The sequence below is a fragment of the Methanolinea sp. genome, assembly GCA_016699325.1.
GTDB lineage: Archaea > Halobacteriota > Methanomicrobia > Methanomicrobiales > Methanospirillaceae > UBA9949.
In genome coordinates, this window is the sequence record CP064971.1 from 601,922 (window position 1) to 623,946 (window position 22,025).

The window sequence follows — 22,025 nt, forward strand, 5'->3', positions numbered from 1 at the left end:
CAGAAAAATAACACATGACAAACCGGAATAAATCCAGTGGGTTATTCCCCGGCAGGATGGGGATCTGGCCCTGGCGATTGCTCCATGAAGAAAAGATGCGGTTCATGTCCCTTCGGTCCAGCTCCGCAGGTATGCGTCCTGCTCGGGGGTGAGCGTGTCGATTGCGATATCGAGTGCCCCGAGCTTTGCCCGTGCCACACTCTCATCGATGAACTCGGGGACCGCGTGGACACCTGGCTCCATCTCGCGCCCACAGTTCCTGATGTGGCGGGCGCAGAGCGCCTGGAGGGCGAAACTGAGATCCATGACTTCGACAGGGTGGCCCATTCCCTTCGGGATGGCGAGATTCACCAGGCGTCCTTCTGCAAGGACATGAATAGTCTTCCCGGCGACCTCGTATGAATCGATACCATCCCTCCTGATGACGCGATCTGCATGTTCCTCGAGCCACCGGACATCTATCTCCACGTTGAAGTGGCCGGCATTGGCAAGGATGGCTCCGTTGCGCATCCTGGCAATGTGCCTTGCCGAAATCACGCCGGTGTTACCGGTCGTGGTAATGAAGATTTCGCCACGGGTGGCGGCTTCATCCATGGGCATGACCTGGTACCCGTCCATATAGGCCTCGAGCGCCCGTCGTGCATCCACTTCGGTGACCACAACCCGTGCACCGAGCCCGTGGAGCTTGCGGGCCAGACCTCTTCCGCAGAATCCATACCCGGCGACAACCACGCATTTGCCGGCCACCAGGACATTCGTCGTTACCATGACCGCGGTGAGTGAACTTTCTCCGGTCCCGTGCACGTTATCGAAGAACCGCTTCATGGGCGTATCATTCACGGCAATGACCGGGAAGCGGAGCTGGTTGTCACGGGCCATTGCCCGCAGCCGGTGGACACCGGTGGTGGTTTCTTCGCATCCGCCAATGACCGAATCTATGATCTCGGTCCGCCTGGTGTGGAGGCGAAAGATAAGGTCCATGCCATCATCAATGACAATCTCAGGTCGGAAGTCGAGCACGCTGTCTATGGCAGCATAGTACTCTTCGACCCCTGCCCCCCGTTTCGCATAACAGGTCACCCCTTCGATGCGGTTCAACGCATGGGCGACGTCGTCCTGGGTCGATAGCGGGTTGCAGCCGGTTATGGAGACCTCTGCACCGCCTGCTGCCAGCGTTGCGACAAGATTTGCCGTCTTTGCCTCCACGTGCAGGGCCATGCCGATCCGGCACCCTGCAAGGGGACGCTCTTCCATGAACCTCTCCCTGATCGCACCAAGTACCGGCATATACTGGCGTGCCCAGTCGATCTTTTGCGTTCCTGTATCCATAGTGCACCATGAGCCGGTGAACCGCCATCCCGGGCTTGCAGGATGTATCTTTCGCGGCCATAGCCTCCCGGCATAGTACTTCCCACTGGCATCAGATAAAACCCCCCGGATTCCTACCGGCATCCGGAAAGAATGATAGTCTTTCGGTACCGATTGTTAGCTATGGCGCTGACACGAAGGATAATCCCCTGCCTCGACCTCAAGGACGGCAGGGTTGTCAAGGGAACACATTTCATCGATCTCCGAGATGCCGGCGACCCGGTTGAGCTTGCTCAGCGGTACAATGACCAGGGGGCGGATGAGGTTGTCTTCCTGGACATCACTGCATCAAAGGAAAACCGCGGGACGATGCTCGAAGTTATCGGGAGGGCTGCCGACCAGCTCTTCCTCCCGCTCACCGTGGGAGGCGGCATCCGATCGGATGAGGATATCCAGCAGCTTCTCCGCGCGGGAGCGGACAAGGTGAGTGTTAATACCAGCGCCGTGCTCGATCCTTCCCTCATCGCGAGGGGAGCGTCCCGGTTCGGGACCCAGTGCATCGTGCTTGCAGAGGACGTGAGGAGAAACTACCGGGAGAACCCGGATGCCATTCCCGTATCGCTCCCGGATGGGTCCAGCTGCTGGTACGAGGTAGTCATCTACGGTGGGAGCAAGCCGACCGGTATCGATGCCGTCACGTGGGCTATTGAAGCAGAAGAAAAGGGTGCCGGCGAAATCCTTCTCACCAGCATGGAGACCGATGGTACCAAGATGGGGTTCGATATCCCCATCACCCGTGCGATATCCGAGGCCGTCGGGATTCCGGTTGTTGCCAGTGGCGGCGTGGGAATGCTCGAACACTTCTATGAAGGTTTCGCCTATGGGAAGGCCGATGCCTGCCTGGCGGCAAGCGTCTTCCACTACGGCCAGTATACTGTAAGGCAGGTCAAGGAGTACTTGGCGAACCGGGGAATCCCGGTACGGCTCTGAGATCGAGTTCCAATGCCGCAACAGGGTGTTCGATCTCAAAGGAATTTAGGACGGCTGGATGGATCTCCCCAAACACCCCTGCCTGTTTTCCGCCCACGACAACATCTCCCCGTCGCCCATCGATGAATGCCGTGTCTTCCGATTCCCGGACCGTGAAGGGAAGGTCAAGTTCCCGGCAAATCGCGTCGGCATGGGCATAAGCCTCGGTGAAATCTGCTGACGGGTGGAGGCTCACGAATGCAGCCTTCGGGTAGGTCTCCAGTCCCCGGACCACATCTCCCACGCAGAAGATCCGCTGCGGTAGCTCCCGGTGACGGTTCAGCTGGCATATCTCCAGCAGGAGCGGGATGAGATCGGTCCGCAGCAAGGTGTGATCCTCGGTAATGGGATGCAGGACCCTGAGCAGGTCGGGTGGAATCTGCCGACGCATCGCCGTGAACATGACTGCCTCGTTAGAGAGCGTGAACGGGATCACTTCTGTGAATCCAAAACCGACAAGAACCTGCCGCACCAGGGAACCGATCTGGTTGACAGGGTGAGCTTCTCCGATGGAGAATGTAGGGGAGATTGCCGCAGGAAACCGCTCGTACCCGTAGGCGATGGCGACATCCTCGAACAGATCCCAGTCATGCATGATATCGGAGCGGTAACAAGGTACTTCGACGCGGACCATTCCCTCGTTTTCCTTAACCGCTCCATACCGCATTCTCTGGAGCAGCTCTGCCATCTCCTCGGGGGAAAGGCTGGTGCCGAGCAGCCGGTTGCAGTCGTTTGTCCTGACGACCCGGACCTCCGGGGAGAGATCCGGCCAGCGCACACCCTCGATCTCGATGCTCTCTATTTGGGCTCCGGTCTCGGCCATTGCCGTGCAGAGGATGGTGACCGCGGTCCGCACTGCCCGCTCATCGGTCCCGGTGCAATCGAGAAGGAGGTTCGTGGTGCTGGTGGTCACCCGGGTCAGCTCGCCGTTGATGATAGGGGGGAAAGAGAGAACCTGGTCCAGATCGTCCACAATCAGGGGGAAGAGGGGAAAATTTTCAACGATTTGGGAGAACATCCGACCCTTCGGGTGATGGGCAAGTATCTCTTCCATGGAGAGCTCCTGCTGGAAGTCAAGCGGTACGAATTTCCGGGTTCTTTCCGAGGCGAGATAGTGGAACGGGGGGGTTACCGTGTCGAGATCATGGATCCCGATGGCAACCTTGCTCCTCCCCCTGCCGACTGCCCAGTGGAGCGCTTCCTGCAGGCCCATCACTGAGAGGATTGCATCTTCGTCAAACAAGACCCCCCGTATCACCGCAGAACCGATAACCGGCCTGATTCCGGCGAGGCGGGGATCAACAGTAAACTTCATCCCTGAAGGGGTCACGCGGTATTCCGGAAGACCGGTCTCCTTGCACAGGAATCCCCGCAGCGCCCGTGCAACGCCCTCGACAGAAAAGAGGTCGGGCCGGTTGGGGAAGAACTCGACATCGATGTGATCCTCACCAATCCGCTCGATATCCGAGCCAAGCAGGGGGAGTCGGGAGATGATCTGATCTCGATCAGCCCCGGTCAGCCGTTCGAGATACCGGTTGGGAAGGGAGATGACGGCCAAACTCACACACCTCCCGGCACCTGATCAGGGAGGAGTGACGGGGTGTCTCTGACCCAGGCGATGTCGCTCCTGTATAGCAGGCGAAGATCGGTGAGGCCGAGCCGGAGCATCGCGATGCGGCTCACCCCTAGGCCCCAGGCGAGGACCGGGCACTCAAGCCCAAACGGTGCCGTGACTTCCTCCCTGAAGATCCCGGCCCCACCCATCTCGACCCACCCGAGTGATGGGACATAGACTTCCGGTTCCACGCTGGGCTCAGTATAAGGGAAGTATCCCGGCCTGAAGCGGACGCCGGCAAATCCCATCCGGTTGTAGAACTCTTTTAAAAATCCGAGCAGGTTGCAGAAACTTACTCCCTCGTCCATAACAATCCCTTCCAGTTGCTCGAACTCGGGCAGATGGGTCGGATCGATCGCTTCCCGGCGATACACTCTGCTGATTGAGAACGCCTTGACCGGGGGGTCCGGGTGTTCTGCAAGGTGCCGGATGGTCAGGCTCGTGGAATGGGTGCGAAGCACGCACTGGGAGGCTTTCTCTTCGCTCCAGGTCCCCCCCCATCCCTTTGAGGACGTCGCCCCCCCGTGGAGATGCATGTCCCGGACTTTCTCGAAGCATGGAGGAAGACAGGCCCGTTCTCCAAGGTAGAAGGTGTCCTGCATCTCCCTCGCAGGGTGGTCCTGGGGCTGGAACAAGGCATCAAAGTTCCAGAAGGCGCTCTGGACGATCCCTCCGTAGATTTCTGTAAATCCCATCTGGAGGAGGATCTGGCGCATCTCCTCGATCAGCCGCTGGTAGGGATGGATCTTACCGGGATAAACCCTCCGGGGGATCTTTTCTACGGTATACCTCCGCAGCTTGAGATCCCTCCAACTTCCTGATACAATCTGATCCCGGGTGAGCGTCCCTGTCTCATCCTGGATCTCGATACCCTGCCGGGCGAAAGCAACGCCTGCATCTGTGATGGAGATCAGGTAGCTAACGTCTTCAATCTCCTGAAGGAGGCCGCGTTTTACAAGCTCTGCGACCCCTTTCTTTCCTTCCACCGGATTGCGCAACGCGGATTCATCATCCTCTTCTGCGGTCTTGCCGGTCTTTTCAACCATTCCATCCCGGATCGTGATCCAGCCCTTCTTCCGCATCTGGCCGATACCGATCTTCGCCAGCGGATGCCGGGTCAGTTCGGCCAGGGGGATAGCATGGGAGAAACTATCGAACAGCTGGCGCTCGGGGAGGCCACAGTCGGCATAGCACCGTCCCTCGTCGGTGAGCGCGTAGTGCTTCACCACTCTCCGATCCACGACGGCAAGGCCGCGATCCTGGAGCAGGTAGGCGTACTGGATCGCCGCCTCTTCGGAAACCGATAAAAGTTCCGCGAGATACGAAGGCTTGGCGCTGTCAAGCGGCGCGAGGGCCACGAGGAGTTTTTTTTCGTTAGTTGTCAGATCCATCTCTCACACCTCGATCAGATGTTCGGCCGCAGCCATCTTCTCCCGCATTTCCCGGACAAACGAGATGACACGATCGGCAGTCTCCTTCTTGCACTGGCCACAAGTCATCTGCCCGGACCGGCACTTCCTGCGCACTTCTTCAAGCTCGCCGTCGTCCTCGATCATGTGGAAGAGGTTGAGCAGGAAGATGGGGCATTTCTCAGGCTCCCCCCCCTGTTCACGCTGTTCGGCAAGGGTAGCCCGTCCACCTGTGAGGGCTGCCATCACCTTCTTTCTCACCACCTCATCGGGTTCGGTGAGCTGATGGTGCTCTCGGGCGTGCTGCTCGACATCTTTCCCCCCTGGAGACCGGGGATGAAGACATGATAGGTCGATGATGGGGCAAAGAACCCAAAACCTCCGAAAGAGATCTCGATTTCCCTGACGGCCGTACTCACGTCATCACACCCAGAGCCCTTGATGTCAACATGCCCCTCGTATTTCTTCGATTTGGAAAACCGGGCATGGACCGCTTCGAGGGCGCCCTGGGGAGCGTTCTTTGAGCGCACGCTGATATAGTCCCCCCGATCCTCAACGGTGAACATCCGGAGCTTGTGAGCAACACCTCGGGTGAGGCGGATATGGGGGTCCTGATCGACACCGACCGGGACCACGGTTGGTGCGGGGAAGCTGTCCACCTGCGGGTAGAGAATGTCAGCGACCTGGGTGATGACCGACATCATGTGCGCAAGCGAGGTCTCTGATGCAAAACCATAGATTGCCTGGAGCTCGGAGTAATTCACCCTCGTAGCACATTCGAAGGCGAGATCCTTGAGTCGTTCGTTCCTGCTCTGGAAGTAGGTCTTCCCTTCAAATCCGAGGGCATAGAGACAGGCCAGGTACTCCCTGCCATATTCCCTGCACTTCTCCCAGCTGGTGTCGCGGACCGCATGCGCCTCCCGGTCGGCGATGGTGATATAGCCTGATCCACCCTGCTGGATATGCCAGACGACCTCCTTCATCACCATCAGGTGCCCCAGGTGTGGGTGGCCCGATGGCATAAACCCTGTAAGGATATGAAAAGGTTTTTTATCGTGGATGCATCCGGCGATCTGCAGATAGTCCCGGTGCCCGATGACTATACCCCGCCTTATGAACATGGGCACTTCTGGAAGAATATCGAGGACATTTCCGATGGGTTCGATCCCGAACTCGGAAAAGAGCCGGTCGACATCAATGGACTGCTGGTTCGCCCACGGGTTTATCTCAACCATGCTTTCTCTCTCACAGTTTGATTCGCGCAAACTCGACGTATTGAATTCCCGTAGTATGTTGATGGCCAAACAACATCTTTTTTTTCACGCTGTGGGCGAGCCTGACCGAGCGGGAGATGCTGCTCATCGGGAACCTGACTCCACCGGCGATGGCATGCACCAGCATCTCGGAGTGGATCTTCTGCCCGGAATAGACCCGGAAATGGTGCCCGAACTTGTACCCGGTCTTGGGAATATACCCGCATTGTCGCAGATCCCGGTACACAGCAGCCTTTTCGCTGAGTTCCACGTCCGCTGCCGCGGCAAGTGTAAAGTACCGGTCTGCATCGATCATTTCTTCACCGTCCCGAAGTGCCAGTGTACCGTTTGCCATGAGGAAAATGATCTCAAGCGGGGCGAGAATCATCCGTTCGGCATCGAGATTCATGCCGTAACCGGCAGCGGTACTGTCCGGGGGCAGGACAGGATGCACGAGAGCCGACCTGCCGACAAGCACACCTTCCAGAGGGCCGAAACCGGGCTTCTCACCGGCATCGGGAAGCTTCTGGACCTTGATCTCGTAGTATGTCAGTTCGTTCTCATCATCAACAACGGCAAGGACGTGCTGCTTGCGCATCCGTGATGATGCCAGGGCCTCGTGGATAAGAGTTTCAAATTCGATGAGGTTCCGTTCGGAAAGCACCCGTATCATATACTGGGACTTGCCGGTCCCTGGTCGCTCGCCCCGACGGAAGACACGGAAATCGTGGGGACCGCTCTGGACGGCATAGCCTCGCTCCCGAAGGTCGCGGTACACGAGAAAGGTGCGGAGGAATTCAGGGTGCCGGGCGAAATGGGCGATCAGAGTGTCAAATGGGAAACCTTCAATTGAAATTTTGCCCCGGTGGACCAGGTAGCAGGCTTCTTCTGGGGAGAGGCGGATGCCATCATCATCGGGCCTCCCGTAACCGCTCTGGTCGTACAGGATCCGTCCCTCGTTTCCGAGCCGGACGCAGGTCCCGTCAAACTTCGCCTTCACACCTATCTATGTGTTCCCTCCGGTTATAATAGGCGCCGGGGAGCGGGCAGGTCACCAGGATCCTGATGTGCCCCGGCTCTGTAAAGGGCCTTTTGATCAGATCATTTTCAAAGCATACGGAAAGGACATCCAATTGCCGTATGAACCATATCTTGGCGTTAATATTTCCTGCAAATCCGGCATGATAGCAGTTGACAGAGCCAGAGAAATAACCCTGGGTAGTACTTATGTAACACTTTTGACGTTAACTGGACATATGTAACACTTTTGACGTTAACTGGACAATTATGCAAGAACTTATGACGAAAAAGTCATCGTTCTGGAACTTTGGCGGATGAGACGGCAACAGGTTTCTGCAGCAGCCCAGATGCGGTGCAGGTACACTGGTACAGGTACTTGGAGTGGTGACAGGTGCCCCGTCATCAATTAAGCAGGGTCTCTTCCTATTCAAAGTCAACGGGCCTGGGAGGAAAGCAGTTGTCCGGGGTTCAGGTTGTCCTCTCCGGTGCAGCAGAAGTTGAAATCCCGGACTCTGGTCAATCATTGCAAGGAAACGGATCATGAGTTCAGCCTCGCCATGGAGATCTGTTCCCTGCCGGACATCGACGTTGTCATACTTTCCGGGTAAGGACTCCTACCAGGGTAGATGTATTGGCAATAGCAAAAAACTGAGCGTGAGCAGGGTCATTCCGTTTTCACATTCACCCGGGTTTTTCTTACCAGGAGGTCCGGGTTAAACGGTCCGGAAACCCTCGCCCGCAGCAGTCCCACAGATCTTGTTCATGGTAAACCGGAACAGGCCGGTGCACCTACTTTCCGGCAAGCTTGCGGACAACACGGATGTTTCCGGCATCATCCCTCCGGTCATCGACCGGCGTCTCACAGATGAGCGGCCGTGACCTGAAGAAGGGGTGTGAGAGGACGAGGCGAAAGCCTTCCTCCCCGATATTCCCAAGACCGATATGCTCATGGCGGTCAAGACCGCTTCCAAGGTAGCCCTTTGAGTCATTCAGGTGGATCAGCATGCAGTTCTCCACACCAATCGCATCGTCGAACCGGCTGACGGTCTCTTCGATCCCCTGTACCGTCCGAAGCTCGTAGCCGGCCCCGAAGGCATGGCAGGTGTCGAAGCATACCCCAACCCTCCCCGGGGCCTCGATTCCCTCCAGGACCGCGGCAATATCCTCAAAAGTCGATCCGACCCCGTTCTTTTCACCTGCAGTGTTCTCGAGCAGGAGGACGACGTTGTTGTCGACTGCGGAAAGTGCCTGGTTCACAGCGGTAATAACCCGTTTCCTGCCGATCTCGATCCCCTCACCCAGGTGATGGCCCAGGTGGGTCACGAGATACGGGATGCCAAGCATCCCGCACCTTGAAAGTTCGGCGGCAAGCGTCATGACCGATTTTTCGTAGAACTCGGCTTTACCCGTAGCCAGGTTGGGAAGGTACGGCATGTGGTCGACTGCCGGGAACATCCCGCTCTTTCCAAGGTTCTCGCGAAACAGCGCTACCTGGTCAGGATCGAGTTCCTTGAATGCCCAGCCCCGGGGATTCCGCGAAAAGATCTGGAAGGTATCACACCCGGCAGCTTCCGCCCGCTCAACCGCCTTTGCAATCGAGCCGGCAATCGATACATGCACCCCTACCCTGACCATCCCTGTCCCTCCTTGGGGTGGACACCCTTTCCAGATAAACACTCGCTTCCGGAACCGGCGCAGCGGGAGAAGACCTGGCTTTACGAACCTGAGCCATCCGGGACCCGCGTTGAACCGATCCTATCAGACCAATTTATGAGGGCAAAGAAGGGATGCCCTTCTGGTAAGACGGGGATTAACCCGATTACCCGGAGACCCCGAACGTGAACCGACCACGGTACTGCCTCACCGCCGGCGATTCATACGGGATCTTCGCAGGATGGGAATGCCACGAACAGGTCATCAGTAGCTTTCGTTCGATGCCAGAACAAAGCAACGGGGGCGAGTGCCCGGAGCATCCATACCATACATTTTTATCCGGTGCATATAAGTCGTGACAGCTCGTCTCTCACCGCCCGTGAGAAATCCCTTGTTCCCGCTGTCCCTCCCAGGTCACGGGTCATTATTCCCTTCCGGAGGACCACTTCGATAGCCTGGTCGATGAGTGCAGCGGATGGTTCGTCCTTCAGGTGGGCGAGGAGCATCGACCCGCTTCGCATCGCGGCAATGGGGTTTGCGAGATCGCGCCCTGCGATATCCGGTGCACTCCCGTGAACCGGTTCAAAGAGGGCATGGTTTTCTCCGATATTTCCACTTGGGAGGAGTCCGAGACCCCCCACCAGGTAGGCGGCTACATCAGACAGGATATCCCCGAACAGGTTCGTGGTAACGATGATATCGTATTCTCCCGGATGGAGGAGCACATCGAGGCAGAGCGCGTCGATGTAACATTCCCTGACCTGCACCCCGGTCTTCTGGGCCACATCCATGCAGATATCCCGGAAAAAAACATCGGACCTGAGGATGTTTGCCTTGTGCCCGATTGTCAGGTTTCGTCGCCTGGAGGCGAGCATGCATGCGTAGCGGGAGATCCGCTCGCTCCCTTTCCGTGTGATACACCTGACCGTGCAGGCGGTATCCTGTTCGATTTTCTCAACCCCCGAGTAGAGTCCCTCGGTGTTTTCCCGCACGACGATCAAGTCCACCTGGGAACCCTTCACCGGCCTGACATTTGCGTACAAGTCGAGCTCTTTCCGGATCCTGACGATCACGCTCCGGTAATCCGGGGCAGGCGGGGTAGTGGTGGCCCCAAACAGGATGGCATCTGCGGTCCGCAGTGCTGCAATATCGTCATCGGTAATGGCATGCCCGGTGCGTTGCCATTTTCCGTATCCCGCCTCGATCTCGAAGAACTCGATATCCGGCCGGAGCAGTGCCAGCATGTCACGGACAGGAGGAATAACTTCGTGGCCGATGCCATCTCCCTCGACAACGGCAATCTTCATGGCCGTTCCCTCCATGCGGCCAGCAGGTTCTTTACCGCTGTAAAGATCTCGAACGGAGATGCCCCCCAGTGCACCACGGCCCCAAACCTTCCCGCATACATCCCGATACCCTCCCGCTCCTTCCGGCAGCACCGGGTGATGAAGGGCTCCTCAGCGACCATGGACAGGGGACAGATATCGGTCACCACAAACTCGTCTCGGTAACATTCCTTCAACAGTTCCCGGGCAGTCAGGCATCCGGCGACCCGTTCTCCCCCGAGAAGGAGATCCGCATCAAGCGTCTTTGGAAAGCCTGAAGCACGGCAAGGAAACACCTCGGCATCGATCTGGGAGATGTCCCTGAGGGTGTGCTCGAATACGACATCGAGCTCGGCAAACATCCCAGCCTCCTCGAGTTCCCGGATGGTTGCCGAGAGGCTTGGGCGGGGCGGGGTCACATCATACACGGACAGTGTCTGGAACTCCGCGAGATCGGGATCGAGGACAAACGTGATGTGTTCATCACGGCCGGTGAATATCGTGCAGCGCGATCCCGTTTCACGCGCAAGCCGGACCAGTTCCGCACGGTCATGGAGCTGCACCTTTTCAGGGTACCACGACACCTCGCCATCTGTTGCAAGAACCCGGGCCCCTGCAACGGGCCTCATCAGGCATGTTTCCTCCGGGCCGGGGATAACCTCGAGAATCTCATGACCACGTCCTGTTTCATGTATCAGGAACCGCGAGAGAAAGTAGACCTGGTCGCCACAGGGCTGGTTCGAGGCGTAGCCCACTTCCTTGCAGTGCCGGGGAAAGATCATCGCTTCTTCCTCCTGTGCTCGATAAGACCTCCGGACGCGAGGATCTCGAGCATATGTGGTGAAAGCGGAGAAATGTTTTTCGTGGTTCCTCCCGCAGTAACCGTTCCCGTGGAGAGATCGATGACCACCCGGTCTCCCTCCCGGCAGGGGAGTTCTGCCTGAGCGAGGGGAAGGCCAAGGTTGATGGCATTTCTGAAAAATATCCGCGCAAACGAGGGGGCAATGATGCAGACCACCCCCGCTCCCTTGAGTGCCACTGCAGCCTGCTCCCTCGATGACCCGCATCCGAAATTCTTCCCGGCGATGATCACCGAACCTTTCATCTTTCCTGCAAGGGAAGGGTCAAGGTCTTCAAACACACGTGCCGCCCAGATGCTCTGATCCTTTGTTCTCAGGTAGCGACCGGCGATAATGAGATCGGTGTCAACATCCGGCGGCAGGCATACAGCACGGCCCTCGATCCTCATTCCTCACCTCCAGGGAGGGCGATCTCGCCGGCAAGGGCGCTGGCCGCGGCAGTCGAGACCGAGGACAGGTAGATCTCCCCTCCGACACCCATGCGGTTCCGGAAGTTCCGGTTTGCGGTAGAAAGGCAGACTTCCCCCTCACCGATAACCCCCATGTGGGCGCCCAGACACGGACCGCACCCGGGCGGGACTACTGTGCATCCGGCAGAGAGGATCACCGCGAGGATACCAGTCATGGCAGCATCCTCGAGAATTTTCCTTGATGCAGGGGCAACGATGGTCCGCACCTTGACCTTCTTCCCCCGGACGATTGATGCAAACCTCGAGAGATCCTCGTACCTGCCGTTGGTACAGGTCCCCACGAAGACCTGATCGAGAGGGGTACCGGACAGGCTTGATACCGGGATAATGGTATCCACCCTGGGAGGCACGGCAATGACAGGAACAATCTCCCCCATATCGATATCCAGCTCCCGTTTGTACCTGCAGGCAGGAGGGGGCTGGGTTTCTACGATCTTTCCAAAGGACTCGAGATACGCAACCGTTACTTTATCAGCGTAACACAGCCCGGTCTTTGCACCGGTTTCAACCGCCAGATTGCAGAGCGTCATGCGGGAGTCCATGGAGAGGTGCGTCACCCCTTCACCGATGAATTCGAGAGCCTGGTAGCTGGCACCATCCATCCCCAGGCGCGAGACATAGGTCAGGGCGAGATCCTTGGCCTCTGCATGCCCCGACAGACGGCCGGACAGGAAGAGGGCAATGGTCTCGGGAACCTTGAACCAGGTCGATCCGGAAGCCCAGATGACCGCCATATCCGTGGCACCCACTCCGGTTGCAAACGCCCCGAAGGCACCAAGCGTGCAGGTATGCGAATCTGCTCCAACGATTATCTCTCCGGGAAGGGCGGCTCCCTCCCCCATCAGCTGGTGACAGATCCCATCACCGATATCCGAGAAGTGCATCCCTGCGCCACGGGCAAACAGCCGCAGCTCGTGCTGGAGGTCAGCGGTGGTGGAGGTATTTGCCGGGACTATATGATCGAAGAGCACATAGTCCCTGCCCGGGCAGGCGATCGTACCGCTCTCCAGTGCCCGCCACGCCTCAAGGGTCAGCACTCCAGTCCCGTCATGGACATAGGCCCGGTCCACCGGGCGGTCCACGTATTCGCCAGCTGGCGCCCCTAGGATACGTTCGGATAGGGTGGTCATTGATTATTTCTCCTTGCGGACATGCCGGATCAGGGCTGTAAGCGCCTCGGGAGTAATGCCGATCTTGCTTTCCCCAAGCTCCTTGACTTCATCAAGTATCGTGCAGATCTGCTGGTCGTTCAAATGGTATCCAAGCGTTGCCACAATATGCTCCAGTGCTGTTTTCCCGGTATGCTTCCCGAGAATGAACCGGCGCTGCCCCCCGACCATCTCGGGAAAGAAAAATTCGTAGGTCTGTGGATCTTCAAGAATGGCAGCGATGTGGATGCCGCTTTCATGCGAGAACGCATGTGCACCAACCACCGGTTTGGTCTTCTGGAGGGTGATTCCCGAGAACCGTTCGACCATTGCAGAGAGTTCGGTCAGGTGGGTGAGATCATAGCGGTCGATTCCGGCCTTCATTCTCAGCGCAACGAGGACTTCTTCAAGGGCTGCATTGCCTGCACGTTCTCCGATCCCATTCACTGTCGTGTGTAACTGGAATGCCCCTGCCTCAGCAGCGGTGATGGTGTTTGCCGTGGCCAGGCCCATGTCGTTGTGGCAGTGCGCGCAGAGGGGTCGGCTCACACAAGCCACCAGGTCGCTCATGATGGCATACATCTCTGTCGGGACCAGGCACCCGACCGTATCTGCAAAGCTGAGGAGATCTGCTCCGCGCTGCTCACCGCTCCGGTAGAGTTCCTTGAGGAGATTGATATCGGTTCGTGAGGCATCTTCGGCGGCGAACCTGACCCGCAGGCCGTGGTCCCGGGCGAGATCGATCATGTCCAGGGCTTCGGAAAAGACCTGATCGCGAGGTTTCCGGTACTTGTGGCGGATATGGAGGTCCGACGTAGCAATGAAGACGCTGATCATATCGACATCGCAGTCGATAGCAACTTCCACATCACCGGGCCTGGCACGGGCAAGGCAGCAGATGCGGGCTTCAAGGCCCATCCGCGCGATGCAGGAGACACACTTCTTTTCATAGGGCGATACAATAGGGAATCCGGCCTCGATGACATCGATGCCGACAGCATCCAGCTTGTGGGCTATCTCCTGCTTTTCCTCGCAGGTGAACGACACCCCGGGGGTCTGCTCCCCATCCCTCAGTGTAACATCGCAGATCTCAACATGCAATGGTTTCATGGTTCCTCCCCTCAGGGCATTGCCCTTCGACAATAACCGTCACCGGATCTACCGGTGGAACCAGCAGGCGGCCGAGCGCCTCGCGGTCCGAGGACCCCACCGTCACCGGATCTGCCCAGGATATGTACCGGGCAGGATCGGGCACTTCCTGTCCGCCGGTCATGCCCATGCACCGGTTGTTCAGGACAATGCAGAGCAACGGGATCTTCTTTTCATACACATCGATGAGACTCGGGATGCCGGAAGAAATGAGCCCGTAGTCACCGATCAGGGCAACCCCGGTACTTCGGGCGGCCACTCCTATTGCGGTTCCCAGGCCGTAGTTCGCGATACCGAGCCGGTAGGGCGGGTTCAGCACCAGAATCGAGCATCCCGCATCAGGTACGACCGTCATCCTGCGGGCATGCAGGATCTCGAACACCGGCAGAAACGGGCATCCCTGGCAGAAGGTCCGGTAGTATCCCCGCTCCCAGATGGTCTCGGGTACAGCAGCCGGTCCCGGAGGCTGGATGATGCTGTGTTCCCTGACAAACGGTCTCCCAATCTCCCGGATATCCTTGCACGACGCGAGATTCCGTGGCGGGGGGTAGACCGTCACCACCTGGGAGTCGCCATGAGCCGCTCCGATGCCCGCTACACCCCCGGAAAACCGGTTCAGCGGGTGGTCGCAGGACCAGGCAAACATCTCGTTGAAGAGTTCTGCCGAACGGGCAGCGCGTCCACGCATGGTCAGGTCAGCAGGGGCGAGAGTCCCGGACCGGTTTATCCGGGCAACGTCCCTTTGCTCTGCAGGGGAGAAAAGAAGCGCGGGAGTGGCCCGGAGAAGCGTCACCCGGGAGAACCGCTCCGATGCAGAGAATGCCACCTCGACGCTTTCCGAGCAGGTTTCGGCTCCCGGCTCAAGCACCGGGATCTGGGCGATCTCCCCGTAATACCGCGAATCCTGGGTAGTGGTTGACCCTTCAGCCTCTGGATCATCGCCGGCAACGATCACCACCCCGCTCCGGAGTCCTTGTGATGTTGCCTGGATGAGCGGATCTGCACAGGCGTTCAGGCCGGCATTCTTCATGATTACCGCAGCCCTCCTGCCCGAGAGCGAATCGCCAAAGGCGTATTCGAGTGCAACCTTCTCGCCCGTGACCGGTTCCGCACCCGTCACATGTGAAAGCCCGGTCACCGGGTAGCCGGGAACGGCATAGATCCGGTCGGCACAGGACTGTAGTGCCCGGGCCAGGACCTCGTAGCCGTTCATAGCGGCCCGTCCCTCCCGGGAACCAGGTCGCAACCGGTACACGCAGGGCACATGGTTAGAGCATTACAGGGATCAAGGCCTGCACTTCGGAGGTGCCTGGCGTGGATAGCGTATACTCTGAGGAGCCTGTCGGCAGTCGGACGGGCGTAATGGCCCAGTTCACCGGCAGGGTTCAGAGGACGGACAACGGGGATAATACCCTCACTGCAGAGTGCGGCGATACATGCTTCCACGTCCCTGTCATCCTCGCCAAGACCGATGATCAGGTTCGAAAAGACATGCCCTTTGCCGAACAGGCTCACCGAACGGCGAAGCGCCCGCCAGACCGTGTCCCAGTCAAGGCCAGGGCACATGGTGCTGAAAAGATCCGCGGTAGCCGTCTCGATGTTGAACTTCACTTCTGCAACCCCTAGGTCATGGAGCCGGTCAGCAGTGGATTCGCCCGGAAAGATTGAGACCCCGATTGGGACTCCAAAACGTTTAATCCGTCTGATTATGGCAAGAACGTACTCCTCTTCCTCCTCCTTGCCGGTCAGCACTCCGCTGGTGAGCGAGATTGCGTCGATCCGATCTGCCACCGAACCAATCATCTCTTCGATCTGCTCTGGGGTCTTCCTTCCTGCAGAGAGGATTGGCACTTCGCAATACCGACACCGGTAGATACATCCACTGGTCACGGTGATGTAGGCCTGGCGCGGGCAGTGAAGGGCTACCGGTTCGATATACCCCTCGAGCGTGAGACCGGCATGCCTGAGGACGGCCCTGCCGCCACCCCTGTGCTCAACCTCAACCGGGCTCCGGGGGTCGATGGTGAGCCGGACTATTCCCGATGCAGTGGAGAAGAAGATGGATCCGCCGCTCCCTGCACCGGGACCTGCAGTCGACCGTTCGATATACGGTTCTCCTGCTTTGCCGGTGAACCGGGCAGTCCCTTCTGCGAGCAGTTGTGCCTTCAGCCTGAGCCAGTCCACAACGAGAGCGCCTCCTCATAGCTGGTAAAGAATGGCAGGGCTGCAACAGCACCGATGATCCCTCTCCCTTCCAGGATAAGATCGAGACTTCCATCGGCGATCCTTGGGATAAGGTCACGGCGGACCTCTCCGCGCTTGACCAGGCGGCCGAACTGAAGGAGGGGGATGGGGTCAAACCCGGTGAAAACTGCCATCCCGGTATCATCGGAAAGCGTGTATCGTTCAAGGAGATCCCGGTAGCGTTCGACCAGGATCCCGGGCTCGGATGAAGCAAACTCGACCACGATGCTCACACAGTTCTTGGTCCGGTACGGAACCGGGAAGAGCTGGACAATGGTGTGGGAAAGGTAGCGCGATGCATCGTCCTCAACCGCCCGGGCGATGTTGTGCGTGAGGGTCCACGTCGCTCCCTCATCAGGCGTATCGGTATCATCAACCCCGATCAGGACCCGTTGCCTCCGCGGAAGCCACACCGTTGAGCCGGCCTTTTTCCCACCGCCCGCGGGATCGGAACGGCACCGGGTAACACCCCCCGCAAAGGACCGGCAGCTTGCCGCCCCGACACCACCTCCGCCAATTCCTACGTAGGAGATCTCGATTTCGTCATCCTGGACCGCAGCTCCGCATATTCCCGCAGGGAACTTCGAGCCCTGGAGATCTAGGTCAGCCTGGCCGGGATGCAGCAGGTACCGCATGGTGGGGCCGCAGTTCCGTACCGATCGGACCACAGGGCTCTGCGCGTAATGATGCTTTGACCACATCGCACCACCGAGGCAGTCAAAGAACTCGATCAGTTCTATGGCGCGGCCATTCTCATCGGTCACAGCCACGATGCCGGGATACTGGATGATATAAGGATCCCCGGGGATGTCTCCGCGATTTACTGGACCGGATCCTGGTATGAGCCGCTCTGCAGTTCTGTCTGGCATGGATGATGGCTCCCGGAAAGATGGATGGCCGAATTCCGGATTTTGTTGCCGAAAATCTCGTTAACAAAATAATCGTAGGCGGGATATTTAAGCAGATCGTTTGAGGTGAGGAAAAAAAAGGGAGAGATAATTAGAGAATCGAATGAAGCTCGAACTTGAAGGGACCGAGGTTCCCGCCAAAATTTCCGGCACTGATGAATTTTACCCCTGGTACGGTGCAGGCTGCACGAATTCCCTGGGCCATGGCTTCCTTTACACACTCTTCATCGAGGCCGTCAATGACAATCTCGAACATGGCTCTGACCCCGGTAGGGACCTTGCTGTCGGGGACCTTCTCCCGGAGGGTCGGACAGTACTTCTCGTTTGTGCTGGCAGGGATGAACTTGTACTTGTTCGACCCGACCTTGGATCCGCTCGATACAATCCCTCCGGGAAAGCTGGTGATGACCCCACAGACCGAACCGATGGCATCGACCGCTGCCTGGGCCCCCATAAGGGCGGCCATCTGGTTCTCCCCCATCACGAAGAAATTCCCCCCGGCAACTCCCTTGATGATACCGAATTCCTCTTCACCGATATATTCCCCGGACATGATGGGGATCACCCATACCTGCCTGCCCCCGACCTCTTTCTTGTATTCGTACCCGTCACCGAAGAAGTGCAGCTTGACGGGGACTTTTTCTTCGGCTTCCGGAAGACCGTCGAACACTGCTGTCGTCGGTGCCGTAATGATGCATTCGCCAATCCGTTCTATCAGTTGCTCCTTAATCTTCTTCTTGGCTGTACAGATGAGGATAGCAATACCAGGTCTGCCGTCGGGAGTCTCTTCGGGCGAGAGAATGCTCTCGATCCCTGCCTCACAGGGGCATCCAATGGCAGAGGTGGCAAATCCGGTCGCCTCAACGGCTGCATTGTATGCCCATTCTTCGGTCACGGCAGTAATGATGACCCGGGAAATCCAGGTGGGAAACGCTTCCGCATAGGTATTATCAATTGGCACTCCGTTTATTTCCATGTCAAACCTCTTTTTGAGAGAAGGTACCTGGGAACTATGTGAATAATTTTTCTTATTGTCACGGGCTCGCAGTAGACTGCTGTATTGTACAATTCCAAACCGGGCTTATTTTACCAGGATGAATCTTGAATTGCCCCCTATACAGCCATCGGGACCAACATAGTGTAGCAATTGAATTCATCATTACTCCACGCATCATTCCTTCACGGGAAGAGGCAGCTACTGATTCGCCGAATATTCATTTCACGGCAGAAAACACTCCCTCGATCTTCCATCTCATCCCGGATTTTATGATATCTGCCCATTCCCGATACCCTCCGCTCTTCACACGCTTGCCGCCACATTCAGCGCGTTTGGGCTGATCCGGTGGATCTCGTAGCATGGTAGAATAATGGGAATGTCGTAATCTTCAGATTTTTGTAATATTTACCCCAGATTTGTTCAACATCGCACGGTAGACAAAATGTTTAAACATGATGAGCATTTACCTCCCGTACACATCGGACAGAGCGCAGTCCAATGCGGGCTTATTTTCCAAGGGTTTATTGATTCTAAAAAAAGTAAAGAACATATACTTATCATAACCGTATGGCACAGGGGTAAAGTCCATGGAAAATTAGACAGGTTTATGTGTATAAGTTAACCATTCTTTTTTAGTCGATTTTTGAATCGATCTAGAGCTGGTGCGTGATACAAGCATGGCATTTGCGTTGCACGTTAACATGGAGCGTTGTACCGGCTGCAATAATTGTGTGGTCGCATGCCCTGTTGATGCGCTTGAACTCTTCACCCTGGATCCGGTGACAAACGAGAAGATCTACAAGGTGAAACACGGGAAAGCGATAATATTGGACTTCAATTCCGAGCTGTGCGCCGGATGCGGAGTCTGCGTCGAGGCATGCCCGCACGATGTGATCCGGCTATCCGGACGCGGGGCGGTCGTATCAGAAGCCAGGGTTGGCTGAATGAGAACATGGAGCGAATGAGAGGTTATTGAATGACACTGTTTCCAAAATTCTCCAAAAAGCGGGATGGCGTAAATGTCATCCAGGAACAGCGGCTCCTCCAACAGGTAAACCAATTGGTCCTCAACTCAGAGGTCTGCACCGGATGCGGGATCTGCGTTGAAGCCTGTCCTGAAGAGGCCATTGTATTGGGACTCGTCGGTGCTACCCGGAGAGGTGCGGTCGCCTATGCTGCGCCGGTTGATATCGATGAGGTGAAGTGTTCCTACTGTGGTGTCTGTGTGATATTGTGCCCATTCAATGCACTGACACTGAAAGTCGATGGAGAAGAACGCCTGCCGATTGTCGAGAAAGAAGGATTCCCCCAGTATGACATGGTCGCGACTATTGACGATGAAAAGTGCGTCCGGTGCACCATCTGCGAGGATGTCTGCCCGCGCGATGCCATCGACCGTGATGTCCCCGAGTTCGAAGGTACCCGCGAGGGAGGAAAAGAGCGCCAGCTTGCATTGACCAGCAAGACCACCTTCAAGGTCGATGACGAGAAGTGCACATACTGCGGTATTTGCGGTGCGCTCTGCCCGGCAATTGAGGTGAAGCATAAGCCCTTTACCGCTGAGACAGGCACGGTCGAGGGTGAAGTGATCTGGGACGAGGCCAAGTGCGACGCCTGCATGATTTGCGTTGAGGCATGCCCCGAGGAGTGCATCACTGTCGAGCGGGTTGTGGAGAGTGACAAGCTGCCCGGAAACGTCGATATCGACCAGGAAATGTGCTGCACCTGCACCTGGTGTTCCAAGAACTGTCCGACCGAGGCCATCACCATCGAAAAGATATTCGAGGGCGATATCGAGTTCTTCCCCGAGAAATGCCCGGGAGGGTGTTCCACCTGTGTCGAGGTCTGCCCGGCAAATGCCATCTACCTGCCGTCACCGGTTCCGGCAAGCCAGCTGAAGGGCAAGGTCGAGCCCACTATCGCCGTCAACAAGGATTTCTGCATTTACTGCGGCGCATGCGTGAATGCCTGCCCCGGAGAGGATATCATCAGGCTCCACCGGACCGGCATCCGCATCAAGGGTAAGGAGACCGATCTCTTCAGGAAGATCAAGGAGAAGTTGTTCACGCCACGGACTTCAAAAGTCAAGGAGGATACTCCCGGTAGCGTGCAGCTGAAAATGATGGAGAAGGCGTGAGGGAATCAGATATGCAAAGAACAAAAGGTTACCCCGAAGCGCTCGACAAGAAACTCGCCGACACCCGTCTCTTCGAGGACGAGCGCCATCCTGATTTTACCAAGACCATCGAGAAAATCTCGATGACCATCCCCCACATGTGCTACCAGTGTGGGACCTGTACCGCGTCCTGCCCTTCGGCACCGCGGAGTTCCTACCGGATCAGGAAGTTTGTCAGGAGAGCACTGCTGGGACTCGAGGATGAGTCCCTGACCGATCCCGATCTCTGGCTCTGTACAACTTGCTACAGCTGCACTGATCGTTGCCCAAGAGACATAGCCCCTACCGATGTAATCATGGCCATGAGGAACCTCGCAGCAAAGCGGGATATCATTCCGGTCAACTTCTTGAAGACCGTTCAGGCTATCTATACAACCGGACACGGTGTTCCCAACAACGATGTCAACCGCGCCGCCCGCAAGAAACTCGGGTTGAACCCCGAGCCGCCGACCACCCATGGATTCCCCCAGTATGTCAAAGGTATCCAGTACATTCTGGATTACTTCGGCCTCAAAGAGAGAGCCGACAAGATTGTCAAGGAACGGGAGGGATAAAATTTCATGCACGAATATGCATTCTTCCTCGGATGTATCGCGCCAAACCGGTATCCCGGATGTGAGGCAGCAGCCATTAAGACGAGCGAGAAGCTGGGCATCAAGCTGCTCGAACTTCAAGGCGCCAGCTGCTGCCCGGCACCCGGTGCGTTCGGGTCAATCGACCTGAATATATGGTATGCCATGGCTGCGAGGAATCTTTTGCTCGCAGAACAGATGAAGAAGGATATCGCCTTGATCTGCAATGGCTGTTACAAGTCCATTTATGAAGTGAACGAAAAACTGAAGCATCACAAAGAACTCCGTGAGGGTGTTAACGAGGTGCTCAAGGGTATCGACATGGAGTTCAAGGGGACCATCGATGTCTGGCACTTAGCCGAGCTCCTGTACGACCCCAAGATCTGTGGACTACAGAAGATTCGCGACAGTGTAACAGTGCCGCTCGAGGGGACACGGATTGCCGTCCACTATGGCTGCCACCTCATGAAGCCCAAGAAGGAGCGCCACTTCGGGAGCACCGAACACCCTTACTGGATCGAGGAGATGGTTGCAGCCCTCGGCGCCGAACCGGTAGAATACCGGAACAAGATGCTCTGCTGTGGTGCAGGCGGCGGGGTGCGGGGATACGATCTGGTCCACGCCATTGATATCACCAACGAGAAGATGATCAACTTGAGGGAAGTAAAAGCCGATGCTCTCACCGAAGTCTGCCCATTCTGCCAGCTGCAGTTTGACCGGGGCCAGATCGAGATTGAGGAGAAATTCGGGGTGAAATGGGGTCTCCCCGTGCTCCACTACAATGAGCTGCTTGGACTTGCCCAGGGGATGAGCCCGCAGGAGCTTGCACTCGACCTGCATGCGGTCAGTTGTGAACCGTTCCTGGAGAAGATCCTGTGAGGGAGGGATA

Annotated in this window: 19 protein-coding genes and 1 pseudogene; 5 read left to right on the top strand and 15 right to left on the bottom strand. The window is 57.2% G+C overall.

What is annotated here, in order from left to right:
• Window positions 1–102 precede the first annotated feature (102 nt).
• The gene (locus IPI71_03095; protein ID QQR71509.1) at window positions 103–1,329 is read right to left on the bottom strand and encodes an adenosylhomocysteinase; all 1,227 of its coding nucleotides are present in this window, start codon (window positions 1,327–1,329) and stop codon (window positions 103–105) included.
• A gap of 162 nt (window positions 1,330–1,491) precedes the next feature.
• On the opposite strand from IPI71_03095, the gene hisF reads away from it, so the two are divergent.
• Window positions 1,492–2,298 carry an imidazole glycerol phosphate synthase subunit HisF gene (gene hisF, locus IPI71_03100; GenBank protein ID QQR71510.1) on the top strand — a complete coding sequence of 269 codons (807 nt, stop codon included), beginning with the start codon at window positions 1,492–1,494 and terminating at the stop codon, window positions 2,296–2,298.
• Here the strand turns inward: hisF and IPI71_03105 are convergent.
• From IPI71_03105 to fhcD, 14 genes and pseudogenes are all read right to left on the bottom strand, one after another.
• Window positions 2,255–3,895: a phenylalanine--tRNA ligase subunit beta gene (locus IPI71_03105; GenBank protein ID QQR71511.1), complete on the bottom strand. Its 1,641-nt coding sequence runs from the start codon at window positions 3,893–3,895 to the stop codon at window positions 2,255–2,257. The genes hisF and IPI71_03105 overlap by 44 nt on opposite strands.
• A gap of 2 nt (window positions 3,896–3,897) precedes the next feature.
• On the bottom strand, window positions 3,898–5,343 hold the full coding sequence (locus IPI71_03110; protein ID QQR71512.1) for a phenylalanine--tRNA ligase subunit alpha: 1,446 nt from the start codon (window positions 5,341–5,343) through the stop codon (window positions 3,898–3,900).
• 3 nt (window positions 5,344–5,346) lie between these two features.
• A pseudogene (locus IPI71_03115) lies at window positions 5,347–6,596 on the bottom strand (tryptophan--tRNA ligase).
• A gap of 10 nt (window positions 6,597–6,606) precedes the next feature.
• Window positions 6,607–7,614 (bottom strand): tRNA-intron lyase, encoded by a 1,008-nt coding sequence (endA, locus tag IPI71_03120; GenBank protein QQR71513.1) that lies wholly within the window; start codon window positions 7,612–7,614, stop codon window positions 6,607–6,609.
• A gap of 809 nt (window positions 7,615–8,423) precedes the next feature.
• A complete protein-coding gene (locus IPI71_03125; GenBank protein QQR71514.1) occupies window positions 8,424–9,269 on the bottom strand; it encodes a deoxyribonuclease IV in 846 nt (281 codons plus the stop codon).
• Window positions 9,270–9,622: 353 nt separating this feature from the next.
• On the bottom strand, window positions 9,623–10,594 hold the full coding sequence (locus IPI71_03130) for an isocitrate/isopropylmalate dehydrogenase family protein (GenBank protein ID QQR71515.1): 972 nt from the start codon (window positions 10,592–10,594) through the stop codon (window positions 9,623–9,625).
• Window positions 10,591–11,394 (bottom strand): hypothetical protein, encoded by an 804-nt coding sequence (locus tag IPI71_03135; GenBank protein ID QQR71516.1) that lies wholly within the window; start codon window positions 11,392–11,394, stop codon window positions 10,591–10,593. Before IPI71_03135 ends, IPI71_03130 begins: the two co-directional genes overlap by 4 nt.
• Window positions 11,391–11,861 (bottom strand): 3-isopropylmalate dehydratase, encoded by a 471-nt coding sequence (locus IPI71_03140; GenBank protein ID QQR71517.1) that lies wholly within the window; start codon window positions 11,859–11,861, stop codon window positions 11,391–11,393. The genes IPI71_03135 and IPI71_03140 overlap by 4 nt, the downstream gene beginning before the upstream one ends.
• Window positions 11,858–13,072, bottom strand: a complete 1,215-nt coding sequence (locus IPI71_03145; protein QQR71518.1) for a 3-isopropylmalate dehydratase large subunit — start codon at window positions 13,070–13,072, stop codon at window positions 11,858–11,860. Before IPI71_03145 ends, IPI71_03140 begins: the two co-directional genes overlap by 4 nt.
• Before the next feature lie 3 nt (window positions 13,073–13,075).
• The gene (gene aksA, locus IPI71_03150) at window positions 13,076–14,200 is read right to left on the bottom strand and encodes a homoaconitate hydratase (GenBank protein ID QQR71519.1); all 1,125 of its coding nucleotides are present in this window, start codon (window positions 14,198–14,200) and stop codon (window positions 13,076–13,078) included.
• Window positions 14,181–15,452 (bottom strand): indolepyruvate ferredoxin oxidoreductase, encoded by a 1,272-nt coding sequence (locus IPI71_03155; GenBank protein ID QQR71520.1) that lies wholly within the window; start codon window positions 15,450–15,452, stop codon window positions 14,181–14,183. Before IPI71_03155 ends, aksA begins: the two co-directional genes overlap by 20 nt.
• On the bottom strand, window positions 15,449–16,423 hold the full coding sequence (locus IPI71_03160; protein QQR71521.1) for a radical SAM protein: 975 nt from the start codon (window positions 16,421–16,423) through the stop codon (window positions 15,449–15,451). Before IPI71_03160 ends, IPI71_03155 begins: the two co-directional genes overlap by 4 nt.
• On the bottom strand, window positions 16,405–17,352 hold the full coding sequence (locus IPI71_03165) for a DUF1743 domain-containing protein (protein ID QQR71522.1): 948 nt from the start codon (window positions 17,350–17,352) through the stop codon (window positions 16,405–16,407). The genes IPI71_03160 and IPI71_03165 overlap by 19 nt, the downstream gene beginning before the upstream one ends.
• A 130-nt stretch (window positions 17,353–17,482) precedes the next feature.
• The gene (gene fhcD / locus IPI71_03170) at window positions 17,483–18,367 is read right to left on the bottom strand and encodes a formylmethanofuran--tetrahydromethanopterin N-formyltransferase (GenBank protein QQR71523.1); all 885 of its coding nucleotides are present in this window, start codon (window positions 18,365–18,367) and stop codon (window positions 17,483–17,485) included.
• A gap of 698 nt (window positions 18,368–19,065) precedes the next feature.
• On the opposite strand from fhcD, the gene IPI71_03175 reads away from it, so the two are divergent.
• Genes IPI71_03175 through hdrB form a run of 4 tightly spaced genes read left to right on the top strand, consistent with a single transcriptional unit; the run spans window position 19,066 to window position 22,015 of the window.
• Window positions 19,066–19,332, top strand: coding sequence for a 4Fe-4S binding protein (locus IPI71_03175; GenBank protein QQR71524.1), 267 nt, complete (start codon window positions 19,066–19,068; stop codon window positions 19,330–19,332).
• Window positions 19,333–19,364: 32 nt separating this feature from the next.
• Window positions 19,365–20,525 (top strand): 4Fe-4S binding protein, encoded by a 1,161-nt coding sequence (locus IPI71_03180; GenBank protein ID QQR71525.1) that lies wholly within the window; start codon window positions 19,365–19,367, stop codon window positions 20,523–20,525.
• A gap of 11 nt (window positions 20,526–20,536) precedes the next feature.
• On the top strand, window positions 20,537–21,118 hold the full coding sequence (gene hdrC, locus IPI71_03185; GenBank protein ID QQR71924.1) for a CoB--CoM heterodisulfide reductase subunit C: 582 nt from the start codon (window positions 20,537–20,539) through the stop codon (window positions 21,116–21,118).
• Window positions 21,119–21,124: 6 nt separating this feature from the next.
• Window positions 21,125–22,015: a CoB--CoM heterodisulfide reductase subunit B gene (gene hdrB / locus IPI71_03190; protein QQR71526.1), complete on the top strand. Its 891-nt coding sequence runs from the start codon at window positions 21,125–21,127 to the stop codon at window positions 22,013–22,015.
• Window positions 22,016–22,025: the final 10 nt, after the last annotated feature.

What these genes read in the sequence shown, in the direction of transcription:
- aksA (QQR71519.1), bottom strand. Translation starts at nt 14,200, where the DNA reads ATGAAACCATTGCATGTTGAGATCTGCGATGTTACACTGAGGGATGGG.
- IPI71_03095 (QQR71509.1), bottom strand. Translation starts at nt 1,329, where the DNA reads ATGGATACAGGAACGCAAAAGATCGACTGGGCACGCCAGTATATGCCG.
- IPI71_03130 (QQR71515.1), bottom strand. Translation starts at nt 10,594, where the DNA reads ATGAAGATTGCCGTTGTCGAGGGAGATGGCATCGGCCACGAAGTTATT.
- IPI71_03165 (QQR71522.1), bottom strand. Translation starts at nt 17,352, where the DNA reads ATGCCAGACAGAACTGCAGAGCGGCTCATACCAGGATCCGGTCCAGTA.
- IPI71_03155 (QQR71520.1), bottom strand. Translation starts at nt 15,452, where the DNA reads ATGAACGGCTACGAGGTCCTGGCCCGGGCACTACAGTCCTGTGCCGAC.
- fhcD (QQR71523.1), bottom strand. Translation starts at nt 18,367, where the DNA reads ATGGAAATAAACGGAGTGCCAATTGATAATACCTATGCGGAAGCGTTT.
- IPI71_03180 (QQR71525.1), top strand. Translation starts at nt 19,365, where the DNA reads ATGACACTGTTTCCAAAATTCTCCAAAAAGCGGGATGGCGTAAATGTC.
- hisF (QQR71510.1), top strand. Translation starts at nt 1,492, where the DNA reads ATGGCGCTGACACGAAGGATAATCCCCTGCCTCGACCTCAAGGACGGC.
- hdrC (QQR71924.1), top strand. Translation starts at nt 20,537, where the DNA reads ATGCAAAGAACAAAAGGTTACCCCGAAGCGCTCGACAAGAAACTCGCC.
- IPI71_03145 (QQR71518.1), bottom strand. Translation starts at nt 13,072, where the DNA reads ATGACCACCCTATCCGAACGTATCCTAGGGGCGCCAGCTGGCGAATAC.
- IPI71_03135 (QQR71516.1), bottom strand. Translation starts at nt 11,394, where the DNA reads ATGATCTTTCCCCGGCACTGCAAGGAAGTGGGCTACGCCTCGAACCAG.
- IPI71_03140 (QQR71517.1), bottom strand. Translation starts at nt 11,861, where the DNA reads ATGAGGATCGAGGGCCGTGCTGTATGCCTGCCGCCGGATGTTGACACC.
- IPI71_03110 (QQR71512.1), bottom strand. Translation starts at nt 5,343, where the DNA reads ATGGATCTGACAACTAACGAAAAAAAACTCCTCGTGGCCCTCGCGCCG.
- IPI71_03175 (QQR71524.1), top strand. Translation starts at nt 19,066, where the DNA reads ATGGCATTTGCGTTGCACGTTAACATGGAGCGTTGTACCGGCTGCAAT.
- IPI71_03125 (QQR71514.1), bottom strand. Translation starts at nt 9,269, where the DNA reads ATGGTCAGGGTAGGGGTGCATGTATCGATTGCCGGCTCGATTGCAAAG.
- hdrB (QQR71526.1), top strand. Translation starts at nt 21,125, where the DNA reads ATGCACGAATATGCATTCTTCCTCGGATGTATCGCGCCAAACCGGTAT.